The following is a 19,337-nucleotide window of genomic DNA, read 5'->3' as shown; positions in this document are numbered from 1 at the left end:
CGTCAGAGACGGTATTCGATGGACGCCTCGCGCCGCAGGTCACGGAGATAACGGCGCTGGAGCATATCCAACCGCTCCATCATCAGGGCGTTGCGGACCTGGTCCACCGGCGGGGTGGAACCTTCCGGAACTTCGCGCTCGCAGATCATCAGCAGCATCACGCCGACATCGGTGACCAGGGGCTGGGTCGGGGTTCCGACGCCCAGATTCTGGACCAGGGCGCGGATTTCCTGCGGAATGTCCCCCATGCGGGTCAGCGGCAGTCCGGCCACCTGGGCGCCCGGCAGCCGGTCCGCAGCGTTCTGGAGCGCCTGACAGCTCGACGCCTCCTCGGCAACGGCCGAGACCTGCTGGAACTGCGGCGCGGCATCGGCGCCCTGGGGAACGGGCAGGATGAACTGCCCGATCGCGACCTTGATGTCGTTCGGGTCGCCGGCGATCACCGTGCGCTGGTCGCGCATCCAGAAGATATGGTAGCCGCCGGTGCCACGGATCGGGCGGGAGAACTGGCCAGGCTTCAACTGCTGAAGGGCGCGGTCCAGGTCGGGCTCGAGCTGGCCGAGCTGGACCCAGTCCAGGTTGCCGCCCGCAGCCGCGCTGGCGCTTTGCGAGAACTGCTGGGCGACGGCCGCGAATGGCGCGCCGGCGCCGATCTGTTCGACCAGCCGGTCGGCCAGCCGCCGCACCTCGGCCTCGCTCGCGGGATCGTCCACGGAAAGGAAGATTTCGGAGATCAGATATTCCGGCTTGCCGACATTCGCCTTGATCTGTTCCAGCCGGTTCGCGACCTCCTCCTCCGCCACGGTGGCGGTGGGACGCAGGCGACGCTGTACGATCTGGCTCCAGGCGATGCCGGCGCGGGTCTGCTCCCGCAGGGTGTTGAAGGGAATACCCTGCTGGGCCAGCGCCTCCTGGAAGGTCGCCGTGTTCATCTCATTCCGTCGCGCGATGTCGGAGATTTCCCGGTCGACCATCTGGTCGGTGACCTGCAACTCCAGACGGCGGGCCTCCTGGATCTGAAGCCGCTCATCGATCAGCACGCGCAGGACCTGCGGCAGCAGCCGTTGCCGCACCTCGGGGCTGTCCGGCAGGCCGGACGATGCGAGGGCGAGCCGCATGCGGCCCATCAGGTCGGAATAGGAGACCACCTCCTCATTCACGAGGGCGGCAATCCGCTCCACCTCCGCCTGCTGCTGCTGGGCAGCCGCCATGCCGGGCGCCGCGCAGAGGGCGGCAGCCAGGGCGACCAGGGCGGACCGGGCGAATTTTGTCATGGTATTTCGTTTCACGGCAGATGACATGGGCGGTGTTATAGAGGCTAAAGGCGCTGCTGGCAAAGCTGCTGGCATCGCTTATCCGTCTTCGAGGTGAAGCAGGGCGGCAGTGCCGAGCATCACGGCCACGCCAGCCGGCGCCCAGGCTGCCAGTGCCACGGGGATGGTCCCCGACAGGCCGAGCGCCAGGACCACGTCCTGCACCGCGAACAGCACCAGCGCCGCGACAATGCCGGTCCCGATCAGGGCCAGGCTGCCCCCCGTGCGCGAATGGCGCAACGCGAACGCCGCCGCCAGCAGCACCATGGCCGCGAACAGCATGGGACGGGCCAGCAGCGTATGCCAGTGCATCCGGTGCCGGACGGAGGAAAGTCCCGTTGTCTCCAGAGTCCGGATGAAGCCGGGCAATTCCCAGAAGGACAAGGTGTCGGGAGAGGCGAAGCTGCTCTGGATGCGCTCTTCCGTCAGATCGGTCGGCAGCTCGTACTTGGCGAGGAACTCCGGCGGCAGGCCGGGTCGGTTGTACCACGCCTCCCGCAGCAGCCAGTGCCCGTCGGCCAGAGTGGCGCTTTCCGCGTCGAGGCGGCTGGTAATGCGCCCGCCGGGCGCTTCCAGCAGCACCATGACACGCCGCAGCGTGACCGTTCCTGGCACCACCGATTCCGCATGGATCAGATAGCGCTGCGTCTCCCCCGTCTGACGCAGCCAGAGGCCGGAACGGGCGATGTCGAGGGAGGAGGTCTGGCCGCGCAGATACCGGTTCTCCAGATGCTCGTAGCGCGACAGCATGGCGGAGAAGACGGGGTTCAGCACCATGATTTGCGCCAGACCCAGCAGCAGCGCCACGGCCAGCACGGGAGCCATGAACTGCCAGACGGAGATGCCGCTGGCCCGCGCCACCACCAGCTCCTGTGTGCGGGTCAGCCGCCAGAAGGTGTACATGCCGCCGAACAGCACGACGAAGGGAAACACCTCCTGCCCGATCTCCGGCAGCTTCAGCAGGCCCATGCCCACGACCAGCTCGAACGAGGCGTCAGGCTTGTTGGCGGCGCGGCGCAGCAGTTCGACCGTGTCCAGCAGATAGATGATGGCCAGCATTCCGCCCAGCACAGCCAGAAACCAGACTAGAAACTGGCGGCCGATATAGGTGGAGAGGGTGGGTGAAAGACGCATGATGCTCACCCCTCCGTCGCGGCTACGGGCCGTTGACGGCCATACCGGTGGCGCATCCGCCGCCAGTGCTTCATGTACCAGAGGCCGCCGATGACGGGCAGCAGGGCCGTCGCATAGAGCAACGGCACCAGCGCGGGGATCTTGCCCACCAGATTGGAAAGCCCCAGCACGGCGCTTTGCAGCAGCAGGGCCAGCACGGCCGCCAGTCCGATGCGGCGCACCTGCCCGCGGCGGGAGAATTCGCCGGGCAGCAGGGCCGCCAGCGCGATCACGGTGAAGGCAAGGGCCAACAGGGGATTGGCCAGGCGCGAATGCAGCTCCGCCCGCAACCGGCCGGCAGCGGCGGCATCCTGTGGATTGGCGGAGAGCTGGATAAGGTCCCACAGGCTGCGCTCCCGCGGGTCGGGCTGCCGGTCCCCGATCTGACGCCGGAGCACCTGGAGATCCACCGTGTAGCGGGAGAATTCCAGCCAGTCCTGCCGCCCGGTTTCCGGGCTGAAGGTCATCTGCGTCCCGTTGTAGACGACGACCTGGGGGGTTCCGTTCCCGGTGACGAGTTGCCCGCTTTCCGCCACCACGGTGGTCAGCAGATCGGGCTTGCGCGCGTCGTGGATCAGAAGGTCCGACAGCTCTCCGCCATGCCGCTCCCGCACATAGACGGTCAGCCCCTCGCCCACATCGTTGAAGGTGCCCTCGCGCAGCAGCACGGCGGAATAGTCGCTCTGGGCGGCATAGCGCAGGCGCACCAGTTCCCGCTGGGCTGCGGGGCCGATATGGATTGTCAGCACATAGCAGATCAGGGTCACGATGCCGGCCAGGACCAGCGCCGGTTTCGCCAGCGCCAGCGGCCCCATGCCCGCTGCCCGCATGACCACCAGCTCGCTGTCCATGGTCAGGCGGTTATAGGTGAACAGCACCGATGCCAGCAGCCCCAGCGGCAGCACCACCGCCAGGAAGGTCGGCAGCGTCAGGACGGCGAGTTGCAGGAAGATCCAGAACGGCGCGCCGCCTTCGACCACCAGTTCCACAAGGCGCAAGGACTGCGTCAGCCAGATGGCCGCGGACAGCCCGGCGGTGACGAACACGGTCGCCACCGACAGGTTGCGTAGGAGATAGCGGCTGATCTGGTTCATCACGCGCGTCAGAAATCCAGGCGGTTGGTCGGCCGCTTCCCGGGGCCGGCAGGCCCGCGGATCATCCCATGGACGTGCCTAACCCGTTATCTTGGCGGTTCTTGGGCAGAAGTCTTCGGTCCCGCATCCGCCGCCATCAACCCGCAGCGGCTTGACACCGCCCGACCACTGTTCTTTATCGGGTCCGGACCCGCCAAACAACAGCCGGGCGCGCCGGCCCGCCATGCCGGATGCCCGCCGTCCCCACCAGGTGAGAGAAACTCATGAAAATCGCCTTCTCCTCCCTCGCGCTGCCGAAGTCGGGCGCGCTTGCCGTGACCGTGGCCGCCGGGGCCAAGCTGGGCAGCTTCGGCGCCGAACTGGATGAGCGCACCGGAGGTCTGCTGGGCCGCTCCATGAAGGCGGCCCGTTTCAGCGGCAAGGCGGACGAGACGCTGACCGTCCTGGCTCCCAACGGGGTCGAGATCAACCGCATCGTGCTGGTGGGCATCGGCAATCCGGCGGATGCGACGCAGCTGACGGCTGGCAACGCCGGCGCAACCGTGGTCGCCGGCCTCCTCACCTCCGGCGAGACGGAGCTGTCCATCGCGTCGGACGCCCATGAAGGCCTGACCGTTCCGGCGGCCGAGTTCGCGGCAGAGCTGGCATTCGGCGCGCTCGCCCGCGGCTGGCGGTTCGAGCGTTACAAGACGAAGACGCCCGAGGAGAAGAAGCCGACCCTGACCAGGATCACCCTCCTGGCCGGCGAGGCGAAGGCCGCCAAGAAGGCGTGGGAGCGGCTGGAGAAGGTCGCAGACGGCGTGTTCCTCGCCCGCGAGGTCGTCTCCGAGCCGCCGAATGTCCTTTATCCGGAGAGCTTCGCCGAACGTTGCGCGGCGCTGCGCGACCTGGGCCTTGAGGTCGATGTCCTGGACGAGAAGCGCATGCGGAAGCTCGGCATGGGCGCGCTGCTGGGCGTCGGCCAGGGCAGCGCCAAGCCGCCCCGGCTCGTCGTCATGCGCTGGAACGGCGGCAAGCCGGGCGACCAGCCCATCGCCTTCATCGGAAAGGGCGTCACCTTCGACACCGGCGGCATCAGCCTGAAGCCCGGCCTGAACATGGACGACATGAAGTGGGACATGGCCGGCGCCGGCGCCGTCTATGGCCTGATGGCGGCCCTGGCCGGCCGCAAGGCGAAGGCCAATGTGGTCGGCATCGTCGGGCTGGTGGAGAACATGCCGGACGGCAACGCCCAGCGTCCGGGCGACGTGGTCACCAGCATGTCCGGCCAGACCATCGAAATCCTGAATACCGACGCGGAAGGCCGCCTCGTCCTGTGCGACGCCATGTGGTACTGCCAGCAGGAGTTCAAGCCGAAGTTCATGATCGATCTGGCCACCCTGACCGGCGCCATCATCGTCAGCCTCGGCAACGAGCATGCCGGCATGTTCGCCAACAATGACGAGCTGTCCGAGAAGATCGCCAGGGCCGGTCAGGCGACGGGCGAGAAGGTGTGGCGCATGCCGCTGGCTCCGGCCTATGACCGGGACATTGACTCCGACATCGCCGACATGCGGAACATCGGCTCTCCGGGCAAGGCCGGCTCCATTACCGCTGCCCAGTTCCTGGCCCGCTATACCAACGGCGTGCCGTGGGCGCATCTCGATATCGCCGGCACGGCCTGGTCCAAGGCGGACAAGGGCGTGGTCCCGAAGGGCGCCACCGCCTTCGGCGTCCGCCTGCTGGACCGGCTGGTCGCGGACAATTACGAGGGCTGAGCGCGCTTGCGCGGGTGATGCCAAGGGGCCGGAGCGATCCGGCCCCTTTTCCTTTGCCGATCTGCTATCCTACCGTCATGACCGAGCTGCGCTTCTACCACCTGACCCGCAAGACGCTGGAACAGACCCTGCCGGACCTGCTGGAGAAGTCGGTCGAGCGGGGCTGGCGCGCCGTGGTCAAGACCGGCAGCGAAGAGCGGGCGGAGGCGCTGGCCCAGCATCTCTGGACCTACAAGCCGGACGGCTTCCTGCCCCATGGCACGGCCAAGGACGGCCACGCCGAGTCGCAGCCGATCTGGATCACGCCCGGCGACGATCGCCCCAACGCCGCCACCGTCCTGTTCCTGACCGACGGGGCGGAAGGTGCGGCGCTGAACGAATACGAGCTGGCCTGCGACCTGTTCGACGGCAACGACCCCGATGCGGTCTCCGCCGCCCGCCGCCGTTGGAAGGCGGCCAAGGATGCCGGCCACGAGTTGACCTACTGGCAACAGACCGAGCGCGGCGGCTGGCAGAAGAAGGCCTGACCGGGACGGCCGGTTCTGCCGTAGGTCGGATCAAGCGCAGCGCCGATCCGACACGGTGGCGAAGACCGGGGGCACTGTGTCGGATCATCGCCCCTCCGGGGCTCGATCCGACCTACGGCGGCCCACCCCACCCCACCCCTCGTCCTGAGCCCGTCGAAGGACACCAGGACGACCAGCACGGCGAAGGCCCTCTCACCCTTCGACAGGCTCGGGGTGAGGGGTGGTGATGCGGTCCTACTCCACCTCTTCCGCCGGCTGGCCCTGCTCCCGTTGGAAGCGGCGCCAGGCCGCGACGTTGCGGTTGTGCTCCTCCAGCGTCTCGGCGAAGGCATGGCCGCCGCTGCCGTCGGCGACGAAATACAGATATTCGTGGTTGTCGGGGTTCAGCACGGCCCGGATCGACTCGGCGCCCGGATTGGCGATGGGGCCGGGCGGCAGGCCGGCGATGAAATAGGTGTTGTAGGGATGCTCCAGCTTCCAGTCGGCGCGCGTCAACGGCCGGTCCAGCGGCCCCTTCCCCTCCGTCAGCGCGTAGATCACCGTGGGATCGGACTGGAGGCGCATGCCGAGGCGCAGGCGGTTGACGAACACCGCGGCCACCTTCGGCCGCTCCGCCGCCACGCCGGTCTCCTTCTCCACGATGGAGGCCAGGGTCACCGCCTGCTCCGCCGTGGCTACCGGCAGGTCGGGAGCGCGCTTCTCCCACGCCTGGGCCAGCAGTTCGCGCATCCCGGTTTCCATGCGGCCCAGCAGCTCCGCCCGGTTGTCGCCATAGCTGAAATGGTAGGTTTCCGGCAGCAGCGTGCCATCGGGCGGCACCTCCGCGATCTCGCCGGACAGGGCCGTCTCGGCCCGCAGCAGCTCCACGATTTGGGCGGAGGTCAGCCCCTCGGGAATGGTCAGGCGGCGGACCACCGTTTTCCCGCTTTCCAGTATGTCCAGCGCGCCCTTCAGGCTGATTCCCGCCGGGAAGGCGTACTCCCCGGCGCGCAGGCGGCGGGCGGATTCGCGCAGTCTGGCCGCGATCAGCAGTTCCCAGTGCCGGCGGACGATCCCGGCGGATTCGAGCTGCCGGGCGATGGCCTGCACGCCGCTGCCCCGCTCCACCACCAGCGTGGCGTCGGCGGCCAGCGGCCCGGGCTGGATGTAATGCTGCCGGGCGATCCAGGCCGTTCCGGCACCCGCCAGGACCAGCACAAGCAGAAGCGCCGCCACCAGCCAGGGCCAGCGGCGGCGCTTCTTCGGTGCGGCGGACGGGGTGGACTCTGATGTCGGGTCCGTCACCCTCGCAGACTCCCGCGCCTTACGAGAACTGCTTCAGGATCAGCGAGGCGTTGGTGCCGCCGAAGCCGAAGGAGTTGGAGAGCGCGGCCTTCACTTTGCGCTCCTTTGCCTGCTTCGGAACGAGGTCCATGCCCTCCGTCCCCTCGGACGGGTCCTCGAGGTTCAGCGTCGGCGGAACCACCTGGTCGCGGATGGCGAGGATCGAGTAGATCGCCTCCACCGAACCGGCCGCCCCCAGCAGATGGCCGATGGCCGACTTGGTGGAGGACATCGAGACGCCAGCGGCCGCGTTGCCCAGCAGGCGGCGCACGGCTCCCAGCTCGATCATGTCGCCCACCGGCGTCGAGGTGCCGTGCGCGTTGATGTAGTCGATTTCCGACACGTCCAGCCCGGCCCGCTTCAGCGCCATGCGCATGGAGCGGAAGCCGCCATTGCCATCCTCGGACGGGGAGGTGATGTGGTAGGCGTCGCCGGACATGCCGTAGCCAACCACCTCGGCATAGATGTGGGCGCCGCGCTTCTTCGCGTGCTCCAGCTCCTCCAGCACCACGATGCCGGCGCCCTCGCCCATGACGAAGCCGTCACGGCCCTTGTCATAGGGGCGCGAAGCCCTCTCCGGCGTGTCGTTGTAGCCGGTGGAGAGGGCGCGGGCGGCCGCGAAGCCGGCCATGCCGAGGCGGCTCACCGCGGCTTCCGTACCGCCGGCCACCATGATGTCGGCATCGTCGAAGGCGATCAGCCGGGCGGCGTCGCCGATGGCGTGCGCGCCGGTCGAGCAGGCCGTGACCACCGCGTGGTTCGGACCCTTGTAGCCATGGATGATCGACACATGGCCAGAGGCCAGGTTGATCAGGGCGGAGGGGATGAAGAAGGGCGAGACGCGGCGCGGACCCTTTTCGGCCAGCAGCAGCGAGGTCTCGTAGATGGCCGGAAGACCGCCGATGCCGGAGCCGATCATCACGCCGGTGCGCTCGGCCTGCTCCTCGGTCTCGGGCTTCCAGCCGCTGTCCTTGATCGCCTCATCCGCCGCGCCGATGGCGTACAGGATGAAGTCGTCGATCTTCTTCTGGTCCTTCGGCGGGACATAGGCGTCGGGGTTGAACCCGCCTTCCATGTCAGCGCCGCGAGGAACCTGGCCGGCGATCTTGACCGGCAGGTCGGATACATCGAAATTCTCGATAGTTCGGATGCCCGACTGGCCGGCGATCAGGCGCTGCCAGTTGTGCTTGACGCCCGTACCCAGCGGGGTGACGAGGCCTAATCCGGTGACGACGACGCGACGCATGTGTCCGACCCGCAGAAATTGGCGGAAATGGTAACGGACCCGCCCGGTCGGCCATCAAGGCGCCCGGTCGGGCCCAGGCCCGGAGATGGGCGTCCAGCCCCACAGGCGGGCGCTGGACTGGAACAGCAACAGGGCCAGCCGCATGGGCTGGCCCTGGAGACCTGTGATCAGGCCGCCGACTTCTGCTGGATGAAGTCGATGGCGTCCTTCACGGTCAGGATCTTCTCCGCGGCGTCGTCCGGAATCTCGATCCCGAACTCCTCTTCGAAGGCCATGACCAGCTCAACCGTGTCGAGGCTGTCGGCGCCGAGGTCGTCGATGAAGGAGGCGTTCTCCGTCACCTTGGCCTCTTCCACGCCCAGGTGCTCGACGACGATCTTCTTAACGCGCTCCGCGATGTCACTCATGTCTTCTGACCTTATCTTCTGGTGGTCTGGTGGTTTGGACGTGGTCCGTGACGGGTTGGTCAGAGCCGGTGTGACCCGTGCGCCGGTGCCTCAAAAGTGCCGTCACATACCATGGACGGCTGCGATTGACCAGCGCCGGAAACCGGCTCTTACCCCCCTTTCCCGGATCAGATCATGGCCATGCCGCCGTTGATGTGCAACGTCTGGCCGGTGACGTAGGCCGCTTGCTCGCTCGCCAGATACAACACGCCGGCGGCGATATCGTCCGGGGTGCCGAGGCGGCCCGCCGGAATACGGGAATGCATGGCTTCCTTCTGGGCGTCGTTCAGCACGTCCGTCATGGCCGTCTGGATCATGCCCGGCGCCACGCAGTTCACGGTGATGTTGCGGCTGGCGACTTCCTGCGCCAACGCCTTGGTCATGCCGATCATGCCGGCCTTGGAGGCGGCATAGTTCACCTGCCCCGGATTGCCGGTGACGCCGACCACGCTGGTGATGCCGATGATGCGGCCCCAGCGGCGCTTCATCATGCCCTTGACCATGGCGCGGGACAGGCGGAAGCCCGCCGTCAGGTTCACGTCGATGATCAACTGCCAGTCCTCGTCCTTCATACGGAGGACCAGCCCGTCGCGGGTCAGGCCGGCATTGTTGACCAGGATGTCCACCTGGCCCAGCGCCGCCTCCGCGTCCTTGGCCAACTGCTCCACCGCAGCCGGGTCGGACAGGTTGGCGGGCGTGACCTTCGCGCGGTCTCCCAACTCGGCGGCCAGCTTCTCCAGCGCCTCGACCTTGGTGCCGTGCAGGGCGACGGTGGCGCCCCGGGTGTGCAGCGTGCGGGCGATGGCGGCGCCGATGCCGCCGGAGGCGCCCGTCACCAGGGCGGTCTTGCCGGTCAGGTCGAACATGGGGGAGGCTCCCTAAATCTTCTGGTTCTGAGAAAGGATCAGGGCTCGAAACCGGCGACATCGGCCGGCGTGCCGATGGCGCGGCCGGCGATTTCCTTGTCGATCCGTTTGGCAAGGCCGGACAGCACCTTGCCGGCGCCCAGCTCCACCAGTTCGGTGACGCCCTGCTCCTTCATGTAAAGGACACCCTCGCGCCAGCGCACCGCACCGGTCACCTGCTCCACCAGCAGGCGGCGAATAGTTTCCGGGTCGGTCACGGCGGAGGCGGTGACGTTCGCCACCAGCGGCGCCCGCGGGGCGGCGATCGTGACGCCGGCCAGCGCCTCCGCCATCGCATCGGCGGCAGGCTGCATCAGCGGGCAGTGGAAGGGCGCGGAGACGGGCAGAAGCACGGCGCGCTTGAAGCCCTTCTCCGCCGCGATCCGGATGGCGCGCTCCACCGCCGACTTGTGGCCGGACACGACCACTTGGCCGGGCGCGTTGTCGTTGGCGGCCGAACAGACCTCTCCCTCCGCCGCTTCCTCCGCGATGGCGCGGGCGGTGTCCAAGTCGGCGCCCAGGATGGCGGCCATGGCCCCGACACCCACCGGCACCGCCTTCTGCATGGCCTGACCGCGCAGCCGCAGCAGCCGGGCCGTATCGGCCAGGGTGAAGGACCCGGCGGCGCAGAGCGCTGAATATTCACCCAGGCTGTGGCCGGCGACGAAGCGCGCGGACTTGGACAGGTCCAGTCCCTTTTCCGCTTCCAGCACCCGCAACACGGCAATGGACATCGCCATCAGGGCCGGCTGGGCGTTCTCGGTCAGGGTGAGTTGATCCTCCGGCCCCTCGAACATGAGGGTGGAGAGCTTCTGGCTCAGCGCATCGTCCACTTCGGCAAAGGTCTGGCGGGCCACGTCGAACGTATCCGCCAACTCACGGCCCATGCCGACGGCTTGGCTGCCCTGCCCCGGAAAGACGAACGCACGCATCGGAAGCTTCCAATACCTGGGTAGAATCACGGAACCGCCAGGGGTGCCCCCGACGAATTGGCGACCTTGATAGCGCCTTCCGTGCCTTAGTCAAGCAAACACACAGGATTTAGTCTGCTTCCTTAGTTGACGTATACGTAAGCCGGCCGGCATCTTCACCGCGCATGCCTTATATATTAGGGCGTCCCTGCGATGCCCTTTCCCCATGCGCTCAGGTCCGCCCGGCCATGCCGCTTTGCGCTTGAGCGGAAGGCGGTTCCGTGTATATTGCGCGGCTTCCTTATCCCTGCCGGCGTGCGCCATCGCGCCGGCTAGGCTCGTGCGGCTGGCGGCCGGCGTCGAAACCGGAACCGTACAGCGGCGGGCCATCAACAGCCATGGGGAGTCCATATGGCACTGTATGAAACCATCATGATTGCCCGCCAGGACGTCACGTCCTCGCAGGTGGAGAGTCTCACCGAGACCTTCTCCAACATCCTCACCGAGAATGGCGGCAAGATCGCCAAGACCGAGCAGTGGGGCCTGAAGACCCTGACCTACCGGATCAAGAAGAACCGGAAGGGTCACTACGTGTATGTCGCTTACGAGGCTCCGGCTGCCGCCGTCGCCGAGATGGAGCGCAACATGTCCATCAACGAGGACGTGCTGCGGTACATGACCGTGAAGCTGGACACGATCCCCGAGGGTCAGACCGCCATGCTCGCCAACAAGGGTGAGCGTAGCGAGCGCGGCCCGCGCCGGTTCGACGGCCCCCGTGGCGGTGGGTTCGGCGACCGGGGTGATCGTGGCGACCGCGGTGACCGCGGTCCCCGTCGTGAGCGCAACACCGAGGGTGAAGGAGACCGCGCATGAGCGCCGAGCGTACCTCTTCCGGCCCCCGCGCCGGTGGCGGCGGCGGTGGCCGTCGTCCGTTCTTCCGTCGCCGGAAGACCTGCCCCTTCTCCGGCCCGAACGCCCCGGCCATCGACTACAAGGACGTGAAGCTGCTGAGCCGCTTCATCTCCGAGCGTGGCAAGATCGTTCCGAGCCGCATCACCGCCGTCTCCACGAAGAAGCAGCGTGAGCTGGCCCGCGCGATCAAGCGCGCCCGCTTCCTCGCCCTGCTTCCCTACGTGGTGAAGTAAGCTCTAGCCGAGGAGAACTGACATGGACGTGATCCTGCTGGAGCGCGTTGAGAAGCTCGGCCAGATGGGCCAAGTGGTGAAGGTCCGTCCGGGCTTCGCCCGGAACTTCCTGCTGCCGCAGAAGAAGGCCCTGCGCGCGACGAAGGCGAACCTCGCCTTCTTCGACAAGCAGAAGGCCCAGCTCGAGGCCGCGAACCTCGAGCGCCGCAAGGATGCCGAGCAGGTCGCCGGCAAGCTGGACGGCATGTCCGTCGTCATCACCCGTCAGGCGGGTGAAACCGGCGTGCTGTACGGTTCCGTCGCCGCCCGCGACGTGTCCGAGGCGGTCACCGCCGCCGGCGTCACCATCGAGCGCCGTCAGGTGTCGATCGACGAGCCGATCAAGACCCTGGGCCTGTTCAAGGTCCGCATCGTCCTGCACCCCGAGGTTTCCGTGTTCGTCACGGTGAACGTTGCCCGGTCCCAGGACGAGGCCGAGCTGCAAGCGCAGCGCGGCGGCATGGTCACCGGCATGCCGGAGGACGATGATGAGGACGAGACGGTCGAGACCACGGACGAGACCACCGAGGAGCAGGCCTGAGCCTGATCCCCTCGATCCGAGAGATGAGCGGCGCGCCCCACCGGGCGCGCCGTTTTTCTTTGCACACATCGGTCGGGGTATAGCGAACGCGCCCGCCGCCCTCCCCCTTCAAACCGCCCGCTTGTATCAGCAGATCATAGAATAGCGTGCATCGCCGCGCGTTTGTCCCGTGCGCCCTGGAGATTGATCCGCCACCCCGCAAGGAGGCACCCGCCATGCTCTTCGCCCGACTGCTGAAGCCCCTGATCCGCACCGGCCGCATCACGCTGATCGACGCGCATGGAAAACGGTGGGAGTTCGGCGGGGAGTCGGGCCCCGCGGATGAACGGCCCTGCACGGTACGACTGACCGACCCGTCGCTGCACTGGAAGCTGGGCGTCAATCCCGGCCTGCATGCGGGGGAGGCCTATATGGCCGGTACGCTGGTGGTGGAGGAAGGCTCCATCTACGATCTGCTGAGCATCGTCACCCGCAACGCCGGCGACAACCATCTCGGGCCAGTGGGCAAACTCCGCCGGTTCGGCGTGGGGCTGCAACGGCTCTGGCAGCAGGCCAATCCCGCCGACCGGTCCCGCCGGAACGTGGCCCACCATTACGATTTGTCGGAAAAGCTCTACGACCTGTTCCTGGACAAGGACCGGCAATATTCCTGCGCCTATTTCGCTGATCCCGGCATGAGCCTGGATCAGGCGCAGGCGGCCAAGAAGCGGCACATCATCGCCAAGCTGCTGCTGAAGCCCGGCTTGAAGGTGCTGGATATCGGCTGCGGCTGGGGCGGGCTGGCGCTGGAAATCGCGAAGAGCGCCGACGTCCAGGTGAAGGGCATCACCCTGTCCCAGGAGCAACTCGCCATCGCCCGGCGTCGCGCTCGGGAAGCTGGGCTGGAGCACCGCGTCCAGTTCGAGCTGCAGGACTACCGCGCCGAGTCGGGCACATATGACCGAATTGTCTCCGTCGGCATGTTCGAGCACGTAGGCGTGCCCCAGTACGGCGCCTTCTTCCGCAAGATCGACGAGCTGCTGGACCCCGACGGAGTCGCCCTGCTGCATTCCATCGGGCGCACGGACGGGCCGGGCACGACGAATCCCTGGCTGCGCAAATACATCTTCCCCGGCGGCTACAGCCCGGCCCTGTCAGAGGTTATTCCGCATGTGGAACGATCAGGCCTGATGCCGACGGATATGGAGTTCCTGCGGCTGCATTATGCCGAGACACTGTGGCACTGGCGGCAGCGGGTTGCGGCCAATCGGGACAGGCTGGTCGCGCTCTATGACGAGCGCTTCTACCGGATGTGGGAATTCTATCTGGCCGGCTGCGAATGTGCCTTCCGCCATCAGGGCCACATGGTCTGGCAGCTCCAGATGGCCAAGCGTGCCGACGCGGTCCCCCTGACCCGCGACTACATCTACGAGGCCGAGCACCGGATGGCTGTCGCGGCGGAGTAATGGCTCCCGGGCGGCCTGAGAGCCCAGCTTCTCACCCTGAGCTTGTCGAGGGATGAGGCGGAGAGCTCACAGGTGGCACATGCGTTCTCCGCCCCAAGCCGCGCACAGAGTTTTCCCACTTATCCACAGATCTGTTCACACTCTGTCCACGGTTTGCACCTATGCCTCTGGCCTTGCGGATTACCCGCCCATGGCCCGACGCTGTTAGAGTGCGCGTATGGACACGAAGCTGATCGATCCCCCTGGTCTCCGCGAGTCGGCACTCGCCTACCGGACCCCGCCCCATAATGAGGAGGCGGAGCAGGCGTTGCTGGGTGCCATCCTGGTCAACAACAAGGCGTTCGAGAAGGTGGGCGAGTTCCTGCGCCCAGAACACTTCTTCGATCCCGCCAATGGCCGCATCTATGCCGCCTGCCTGAAGCTGATCGACCGCGGGCAGGTCGCGAACCCGCTGACGTTGAAGGCCTATTTCGAGCAGGACAAGGACCTGTCGGAGATCGGCGGCGCGGAGTATCTCGCCCGTCTGGCCGCCGCGATCGTGGCTGTCCACAATGCCGAGGATTACGGCCGCATCATCCATGACCTGTTCCTGCGCCGCCAGCTCATCGAGGTTGGCGAGGACATGGTCAACACCGCCTACAAACATGAGCTGGACGTCGGCGCCACGGACCAGATCGAGGAAGCGGAGAAGAAGCTGTTCGATCTCGCCTCCTCCGGCGACATCAAGGGCGACTTCATTCCTTTCGAAAAGGCGCTGGCGGGGGCGATCAACTCCATCGAATCCGCCTTCCGCCGTTCCACCCATGTCACCGGCGTCACCACGGGCCTGCGCGATCTGGACCACAAGCTGGGCGGCCTGCATCCCAGCGACCTGCTGATCCTGGCCGGCCGTCCTTCCATGGGTAAGACGGCGCTGGCCACCAACATCGCCTTCAACGCCGCCAAGGCGCACATGCTGTCGGGCGGCAAGGAAGGGGCTGCCGTCGGCTTCTTCTCCCTGGAAATGAGCGCCGAGCAGCTTGCCGGCCGTATCCTGGCGGATCAGGCGGAGGTGTCGGGCGACAAGATGCGCCGCGGCGAGATCGCGGCCAGCGACTTCCCGAAATTCGTGGAGGCCAGCCAGTATCTGTCCCGCGTTCCCTTCTTCGTGGACGACACGCCGGCCCTCACCATCACCGCCGTCCGCACCCGCTGCCGCCGCCTGAAGCGCACCCACGGGCTGGGACTGGTGGTGGTCGACTATCTCCAGCTCCTGCGCGGCGGCGGGCTGAAGGGGTCGGAGAACCGGGTGCAGGAAATCTCCGAAATCACCCGCGGCCTGAAGGCCATCGCCAAGGAGCTGCATGTGCCCGTGCTGGCGCTGTCCCAGCTTTCCCGCGGCGTGGAGCAGCGCGAGGACAAGCGGCCCCAGCTTTCGGACCTGCGCGAATCGGGCTCCATCGAGCAGGACGCCGACGTAGTCATGTTCGTGTTCCGCGAACAGTACTATCTGGAGCGCGCGGAACCCGGCCGGCGGCCCGACGAGGCGGAGGACAAGTTCAACGACCGATATCAGCGTTGGAAGGAGCGTCTGGAGCTGGTCCACAACACCGCCGAATGCATCATCGGCAAGCAGCGCCACGGTCCCGTGGGCACGGTGCGACTGTTCTTCGACGGCAACTACACCCGCTTCGGCGATCTCGACACCCATCACGACTTCGGACCCGACGAGTAAGGCGGGTTGATTATGGACGAGGCTGTGAAAGACGGCCCGGACCTTCCTGACCTCTCCTCCGTGCCGGCCCGTGCCGGTGCGGTGCTGGTGGTCGATTTGGATGCGGTCAGGGGCAACTGGCGGCACATGGCCGGTCTTGCGGACGGTGCCGAGTGCGGGGCGGTGGTCAAGGCGGATGCCTATGGCCTGGGGGCCGCCCCGGTGGCCCGGGCGCTCCGGGCCGCCGGCGCCCGCACCTTCTTCGTGGCGACGATCGAGGCCGGGATCACGCTGCGGAAGGGCCTGCCCGATGCGCGCATCGCGGTGCTGCACGGCATTCCGCCGGGCTCGGCCCCAGATATCTCCGGCGCCGGGCTGGTTCCCATCCTGAACACGCCGGGCGATATCGAACAATGGCAGGCGGAGGCGCGCCGGCAGGGCCGCCCCCTGCCCTGCTTCATCCATCTGGACACCGGCATGAACCGGCTGGGGCTGACCCCGGCGGAGGTGGATGAACTGGCAGACGACGCCGCCCGGCGGCTGGACGGGCTGGAGGTGCAGGCCTGGATGAGCCATCTGGCCTGCGCGGACGATCCGGGCAACCCGATGACCGCCCGGCAGGCGCGGAGCTTCCGCGCCTCCCTGGCCCGCCTGCCCAAGGCCCCGGCCAGCCTTGCCAACTCCGCCGGCATCTTCCACGGGGCGGAGTACCATTTCGACCTGGTGCGGCCGGGCATCGCGCTGCATGGGGGCAATCCCGCCCCCTGGATGTCGAACCCGATGGCCCCCGTGATCCGCATCCTGGCCCGCATCCATCAGGTGCGGCATGCGCCGGCCGGCGATACCGTGGGCTACGACGCCACCCACCGCATCGATCGTCCGGCCAAGGTGGCGGCGCTGGGCATGGGCTATGCCGACGGCTATCCCTGGCGGCTGGCCGGCAAGGGGCATGTCCGCATCGGCGGGCACATCGCCCCGATCATCGGGCGCGTGTCCATGGATCTGCTGACCGTGGACGTGACCGAGGTGCCGGATCGGTTCCTGGCCGAGGGCGCCTGGGTGGAGGTGGTCGGCCCCCACCGCACGGTGGATCAGGCGGCGGCCGAGGCCGGCACCATCAGCTATGAGATCCTGACCTCCCTCGGCGACCGTTACCACCGGGTCTATCTGGGCGGCTGAGCCGCCGGCGCAACGTTTGCGGCTCTTTCCCATTGTCATTCCGGATATGGAACAACCGGAGGAATGGCCCATGGACCCGCGGCGGCTGAGCCATGAGTTGCGCAAGGACCGGTCGGCGGAGCTGCGCCGACGCAGGCAGATCACCGGCCTTTCCCTGGTCGGGGCTGCGGCGGGGGCCATCGTCGGCGCCTACCAGATGGGAATGCTGCGCCGCCTGCCCGACCTGCCGCTGCGCGTCTTCGACGCCAGCAAGGTCGATGCCTCGCCCTATGGCTACAAGCGGATGGAAACGCCCGACGGGCTGCTCATGATCGCCAACTACGCCTTCACCGCCATCCTGGCCGGTGCCGGCGGGCGGGATCGCTGGCGCGACCAGCCCTGGCTGCCCTTGGCCCTGTCCGCCAAGACCCTCTACGACGCCGTTACCTGCCTGCGCCTGGCGCGGGAGGAGTGGCAGGACAACAAGGCGCTCTGCGGCTACTGCCAGTCGGCCACCCTGGCCTCCATCGCCTCCGCCGTGCTGTCGGTACCGGAGGCGGCCCGCGCCGTGCAGGCGCTGCGCGGACATGGCAAAGAGCAGGCCGATGACGCCTATGTCTATGAGGATGGCTACGGCATCGAGGAGGAGAGCCTGTACGAGGCCGACGCCTTCGACCGTGCCTATCCCGACGACATCCACCCGCACCCGCGGCACCGCTACCGGGCCTTCGCCTGACCGCAGGCCGGCCGCACATCCGGGTTGAGCCCTCCACCTCCGGCACCTACTCTGGCCCTTGTCGGATTTGGAGAGCGATATGTGGCGCAACGCGGCCGGTATGGGTGTGGTGCTGGTTTCGCTTGCCATGCCGGCTGCGGGCCGGGACGTCGCGAGGCCCAGCTTTTCCTGCGAGGCGGCGCGCGCCCCCCTCGACTTGGCGATCTGCGGGAATGAAGGGCTCTCCCGCCAGGATGCCCTTCTGGCCGATCTCTACCGCCGGCACCTGGAGCAGTCCGGATCGGAGGAGGAGCGGCGGGCGCGTGTCCAGGCGCAGCGGCAATGGATCGCTCAGCGCAACGGCGACTGCCGGTCCGGCGACGCGGCTGCGGAGTGCCTGTCCGCCCAGTACGGCCAGCGCGTGGCGGACCTCTACAGGGCGGTGCATCCGCCGGAGGAGACCGAACTGGCGGCCGCCATCGAGGCGATGACCTCCGATCCCGACCGGGCGGAAGGGCTGCTGGAGCCGTTGCGGTCGGCCACGGCGCGGCTGGACCTGATGCTGTTCCTGCACGCCTTCCGCCCGCCGGGGCCGGAGCGGGATGAGCGCATACGATCCATCCAGGCCGGGATCGACGGGCTGGCGGAACCGGCGCTGGACCCGTTCGCCCGTGAGGTCTTCGGCCCGCCCACCCCCTATGACGGCAGCGACGCATCGCTGGTCTGGACCGTGATCGCGGTTCCCACGGCCAGGCTGGCCGACGGATACGCCCTGCCCTGCCCCGTCCTTCAGCGCCGGCCGGGCCTGTTGGAGGCGACGGCCCCACGCTTCGGGAGCAGCCGCGACAATTTCCTTCCGCAGTCGGGATGTGACCAGGGCCGCGGCTCGGTCGCGGGATTCCCGAATGCGGATGTCGAGCGGTTCATGCAGGCGGCACAAGCGGCGGACGGAAACTTCCTGGCCCTCCATCCGGGCACTGTCCGCTTCGCCATCGCGGCCCAGCAGGCGCAGCAACTCCAGGCGCTGAAGCTCACCCCCAGCGAGATTCTGTCCGAACCGCCGCCGGCCCAGACGACGCCCTATCGGACATGGTCCTATCTGGCGGTGAACAACCGCCATGTCCATCCGGGCGTGGCCGCGGCGTACGCCCAGGCCCATGCCGCCCTGTCCGCCTTCTACGCCGATGCGGGGCTGAGCGGGGACGAGGCTGCGGAAGCGGCGCGCCGGGGCCTGTTCATGCTGGTGTTCGGGGCGGATTGCGGGGACGCGCCGCCCCCACGGTCGTTGCGTACCATGATCCTGGATGGGGCGTCGCGGGACGATGTTTCCGCATTCCTTACACGCGGAAGCTGGCAGGACGCGGCAATGCTGGAGCCGTTCAGCCGCTGCGCGGAATCCGCGGGCAAGGACCCGCTGATCCATCTGGCCGTGACCCGGCCGGAGCTGCTGGACGATCTCGCCGCGCTCGCGGCATCGGTCCCGGCGGACCGGCGGAATGCCCTCGACCTCGACATGGAACCGCAGGCCGTGAACGGCTTCGGCAAGACGCCGCTGATGTCGGCCGCCCAATGGGACAGCTTGCCCGGTCTGGAGTGGCTGCTGGCCAGAGGGGTGGAGGTCGATGCCGCTACCAGCGCGCCCGAGGAGTTCGGCGAGGGCCCGCGACACGGGCTGCGCACCGCCCTGATGTACGCCGCCGCGAACGCCTCCCTGCCCGTGATCCGGCGCCTGCTGGATGCCGGAGCGGACAAGGAACTGCGGGACAGCCAGGGGCTGCGCGCCCATGACTACCTGACCGGCAACGGCCCTGTTCCCGCCAACCCGCTGCTACAGGGGCCGGAGCGGGAGCAGGCTGAAGAACTGCTGCGATAGCAGGAGCGCCGTAGCCCGGTAAATCTTCGGCCA

18 protein-coding genes are annotated in these 19,337 nt (G+C 67.7%); 10 read left to right on the top strand and 8 right to left on the bottom strand.

What is annotated here, in order from left to right; all coding sequences use genetic code 11:
• Nucleotides 1-2 precede the first annotated feature (2 nt).
• The 3 genes from DOL89_RS02735 to lptF form a co-directional block, all read right to left on the bottom strand.
• A complete protein-coding gene (locus DOL89_RS02735; protein ID WP_162937286.1) occupies nucleotides 3-1,274 on the bottom strand; it encodes a peptidylprolyl isomerase in 1,272 nt (423 codons plus the stop codon).
• Between the two features lie 78 nt (nucleotides 1,275-1,352).
• A complete protein-coding gene (lptG, locus tag DOL89_RS02730; RefSeq protein ID WP_119680197.1) occupies nucleotides 1,353-2,447 on the bottom strand; it encodes an LPS export ABC transporter permease LptG in 1,095 nt (364 codons plus the stop codon).
• 5 nt (nucleotides 2,448-2,452) lie between these two features.
• The gene (lptF, locus tag DOL89_RS02725; RefSeq protein WP_119677762.1) at nucleotides 2,453-3,580 is read right to left on the bottom strand and encodes an LPS export ABC transporter permease LptF; all 1,128 of its coding nucleotides are present in this window, start codon (nucleotides 3,578-3,580) and stop codon (nucleotides 2,453-2,455) included.
• Nucleotides 3,581-3,843: 263 nt separating this feature from the next.
• On the opposite strand from lptF, the gene DOL89_RS02720 reads away from it, so the two are divergent.
• Nucleotides 3,844-5,337 (top strand): leucyl aminopeptidase, encoded by a 1,494-nt coding sequence (locus DOL89_RS02720; RefSeq protein ID WP_119677761.1) that lies wholly within the window; start codon nucleotides 3,844-3,846, stop codon nucleotides 5,335-5,337.
• Nucleotides 5,338-5,414: 77 nt separating this feature from the next.
• Nucleotides 5,415-5,864, top strand: coding sequence for a DNA polymerase III subunit chi (locus DOL89_RS02715; RefSeq protein ID WP_119680196.1), 450 nt, complete (start codon nucleotides 5,415-5,417; stop codon nucleotides 5,862-5,864).
• A 234-nt stretch (nucleotides 5,865-6,098) separates the two neighbouring features.
• On the opposite strand, the gene mltG is transcribed toward DOL89_RS02715, so the two are convergent.
• The 5 genes from mltG to fabD form a co-directional block, all read right to left on the bottom strand.
• Nucleotides 6,099-7,148: an endolytic transglycosylase MltG gene (mltG, locus tag DOL89_RS02710; protein ID WP_318658528.1), complete on the bottom strand. Its 1,050-nt coding sequence runs from the start codon at nucleotides 7,146-7,148 to the stop codon at nucleotides 6,099-6,101.
• A 19-nt stretch (nucleotides 7,149-7,167) separates the two neighbouring features.
• On the bottom strand, nucleotides 7,168-8,433 hold the full coding sequence (gene fabF, locus DOL89_RS02705) for a beta-ketoacyl-ACP synthase II (protein WP_119677760.1): 1,266 nt from the start codon (nucleotides 8,431-8,433) through the stop codon (nucleotides 7,168-7,170).
• A gap of 167 nt (nucleotides 8,434-8,600) precedes the next feature.
• Nucleotides 8,601-8,840, bottom strand: coding sequence for an acyl carrier protein (locus tag DOL89_RS02700; protein WP_119677759.1), 240 nt, complete (start codon nucleotides 8,838-8,840; stop codon nucleotides 8,601-8,603).
• 167 nt (nucleotides 8,841-9,007) lie between these two features.
• Nucleotides 9,008-9,745 carry a 3-oxoacyl-[acyl-carrier-protein] reductase gene (gene fabG, locus DOL89_RS02695; RefSeq protein ID WP_119677758.1) on the bottom strand — a complete coding sequence of 246 codons (738 nt, stop codon included), beginning with the start codon at nucleotides 9,743-9,745 and terminating at the stop codon, nucleotides 9,008-9,010.
• Nucleotides 9,746-9,783: 38 nt separating this feature from the next.
• Nucleotides 9,784-10,716 carry an ACP S-malonyltransferase gene (gene fabD, locus DOL89_RS02690; RefSeq protein WP_119677757.1) on the bottom strand — a complete coding sequence of 311 codons (933 nt, stop codon included), beginning with the start codon at nucleotides 10,714-10,716 and terminating at the stop codon, nucleotides 9,784-9,786.
• A gap of 390 nt (nucleotides 10,717-11,106) precedes the next feature.
• Here fabD and rpsF point away from each other — a divergent pair, with 390 nt between their 5' ends.
• The 8 genes from rpsF (at nucleotide 11,107) to DOL89_RS02650 (ending at nucleotide 19,304) form a co-directional block, all read left to right on the top strand.
• Nucleotides 11,107-11,568: a 30S ribosomal protein S6 gene (rpsF, locus tag DOL89_RS02685; protein ID WP_119677756.1), complete on the top strand. Its 462-nt coding sequence runs from the start codon at nucleotides 11,107-11,109 to the stop codon at nucleotides 11,566-11,568.
• Entirely contained in the window at nucleotides 11,565-11,840 is a 276-nt protein-coding gene (gene rpsR / locus DOL89_RS02680; RefSeq protein ID WP_119677755.1) for a 30S ribosomal protein S18, read from the top strand. Before rpsF ends, rpsR begins: the two co-directional genes overlap by 4 nt.
• A gap of 22 nt (nucleotides 11,841-11,862) precedes the next feature.
• A complete protein-coding gene (gene rplI, locus DOL89_RS02675) occupies nucleotides 11,863-12,420 on the top strand; it encodes a 50S ribosomal protein L9 (protein ID WP_119677754.1) in 558 nt (185 codons plus the stop codon).
• Between the two features lie 215 nt (nucleotides 12,421-12,635).
• Nucleotides 12,636-13,865: an SAM-dependent methyltransferase gene (locus tag DOL89_RS02670; RefSeq protein ID WP_119677753.1), complete on the top strand. Its 1,230-nt coding sequence runs from the start codon at nucleotides 12,636-12,638 to the stop codon at nucleotides 13,863-13,865.
• A gap of 217 nt (nucleotides 13,866-14,082) precedes the next feature.
• Nucleotides 14,083-15,579, top strand: a complete 1,497-nt coding sequence (locus DOL89_RS02665) for a replicative DNA helicase (RefSeq protein WP_119677752.1) — start codon at nucleotides 14,083-14,085, stop codon at nucleotides 15,577-15,579.
• A gap of 24 nt (nucleotides 15,580-15,603) precedes the next feature.
• Nucleotides 15,604-16,737, top strand: a complete 1,134-nt coding sequence (gene alr, locus DOL89_RS02660) for an alanine racemase (protein ID WP_225889862.1) — start codon at nucleotides 15,604-15,606, stop codon at nucleotides 16,735-16,737.
• Nucleotides 16,738-16,807: 70 nt separating this feature from the next.
• Nucleotides 16,808-17,452, top strand: coding sequence for a vitamin K epoxide reductase family protein (locus DOL89_RS02655; RefSeq protein WP_119680194.1), 645 nt, complete (start codon nucleotides 16,808-16,810; stop codon nucleotides 17,450-17,452).
• 79 nt (nucleotides 17,453-17,531) lie between these two features.
• Nucleotides 17,532-19,304 carry an ankyrin repeat domain-containing protein gene (locus DOL89_RS02650; protein ID WP_119677750.1) on the top strand — a complete coding sequence of 591 codons (1,773 nt, stop codon included), beginning with the start codon at nucleotides 17,532-17,534 and terminating at the stop codon, nucleotides 19,302-19,304.
• The last annotated feature ends 33 nt before the right edge of the window (nucleotides 19,305-19,337 follow it).

Origin of the sequence: Indioceanicola profundi, from assembly GCF_003568845.1 — a bacterium.
In the GTDB taxonomy this organism is placed as follows: Bacteria; Pseudomonadota; Alphaproteobacteria; order Azospirillales; family Azospirillaceae; genus Indioceanicola; species Indioceanicola profundi.
This window is presented reverse-complemented; position numbering and strand designations above follow the sequence as displayed.

Coding starts and splice junctions, on each gene's coding strand:
- DOL89_RS02735 (WP_162937286.1), bottom strand. CDS start 1,274: ATGACAAAATTCGCCCGGTCCGCCCTGGTCGCCCTGGCTGCCGCCCTC.
- lptG (WP_119680197.1), bottom strand. CDS start 2,447: ATGCGTCTTTCACCCACCCTCTCCACCTATATCGGCCGCCAGTTTCTA.
- lptF (WP_119677762.1), bottom strand. CDS start 3,580: ATGAACCAGATCAGCCGCTATCTCCTACGCAACCTGTCGGTGGCGACC.
- DOL89_RS02720 (WP_119677761.1), top strand. CDS start 3,844: ATGAAAATCGCCTTCTCCTCCCTCGCGCTGCCGAAGTCGGGCGCGCTT.
- DOL89_RS02715 (WP_119680196.1), top strand. CDS start 5,415: ATGACCGAGCTGCGCTTCTACCACCTGACCCGCAAGACGCTGGAACAG.
- fabF (WP_119677760.1), bottom strand. CDS start 8,433: ATGCGTCGCGTCGTCGTCACCGGATTAGGCCTCGTCACCCCGCTGGGT.
- DOL89_RS02700 (WP_119677759.1), bottom strand. CDS start 8,840: ATGAGTGACATCGCGGAGCGCGTTAAGAAGATCGTCGTCGAGCACCTG.
- fabG (WP_119677758.1), bottom strand. CDS start 9,745: ATGTTCGACCTGACCGGCAAGACCGCCCTGGTGACGGGCGCCTCCGGC.
- fabD (WP_119677757.1), bottom strand. CDS start 10,716: ATGCGTGCGTTCGTCTTTCCGGGGCAGGGCAGCCAAGCCGTCGGCATG.
- rpsF (WP_119677756.1), top strand. CDS start 11,107: ATGGCACTGTATGAAACCATCATGATTGCCCGCCAGGACGTCACGTCC.
- rpsR (WP_119677755.1), top strand. CDS start 11,565: ATGAGCGCCGAGCGTACCTCTTCCGGCCCCCGCGCCGGTGGCGGCGGC.
- rplI (WP_119677754.1), top strand. CDS start 11,863: ATGGACGTGATCCTGCTGGAGCGCGTTGAGAAGCTCGGCCAGATGGGC.
- DOL89_RS02670 (WP_119677753.1), top strand. CDS start 12,636: ATGCTCTTCGCCCGACTGCTGAAGCCCCTGATCCGCACCGGCCGCATC.
- DOL89_RS02665 (WP_119677752.1), top strand. CDS start 14,083: ATGGACACGAAGCTGATCGATCCCCCTGGTCTCCGCGAGTCGGCACTC.
- DOL89_RS02655 (WP_119680194.1), top strand. CDS start 16,808: ATGGACCCGCGGCGGCTGAGCCATGAGTTGCGCAAGGACCGGTCGGCG.
- DOL89_RS02650 (WP_119677750.1), top strand. CDS start 17,532: ATGTGGCGCAACGCGGCCGGTATGGGTGTGGTGCTGGTTTCGCTTGCC.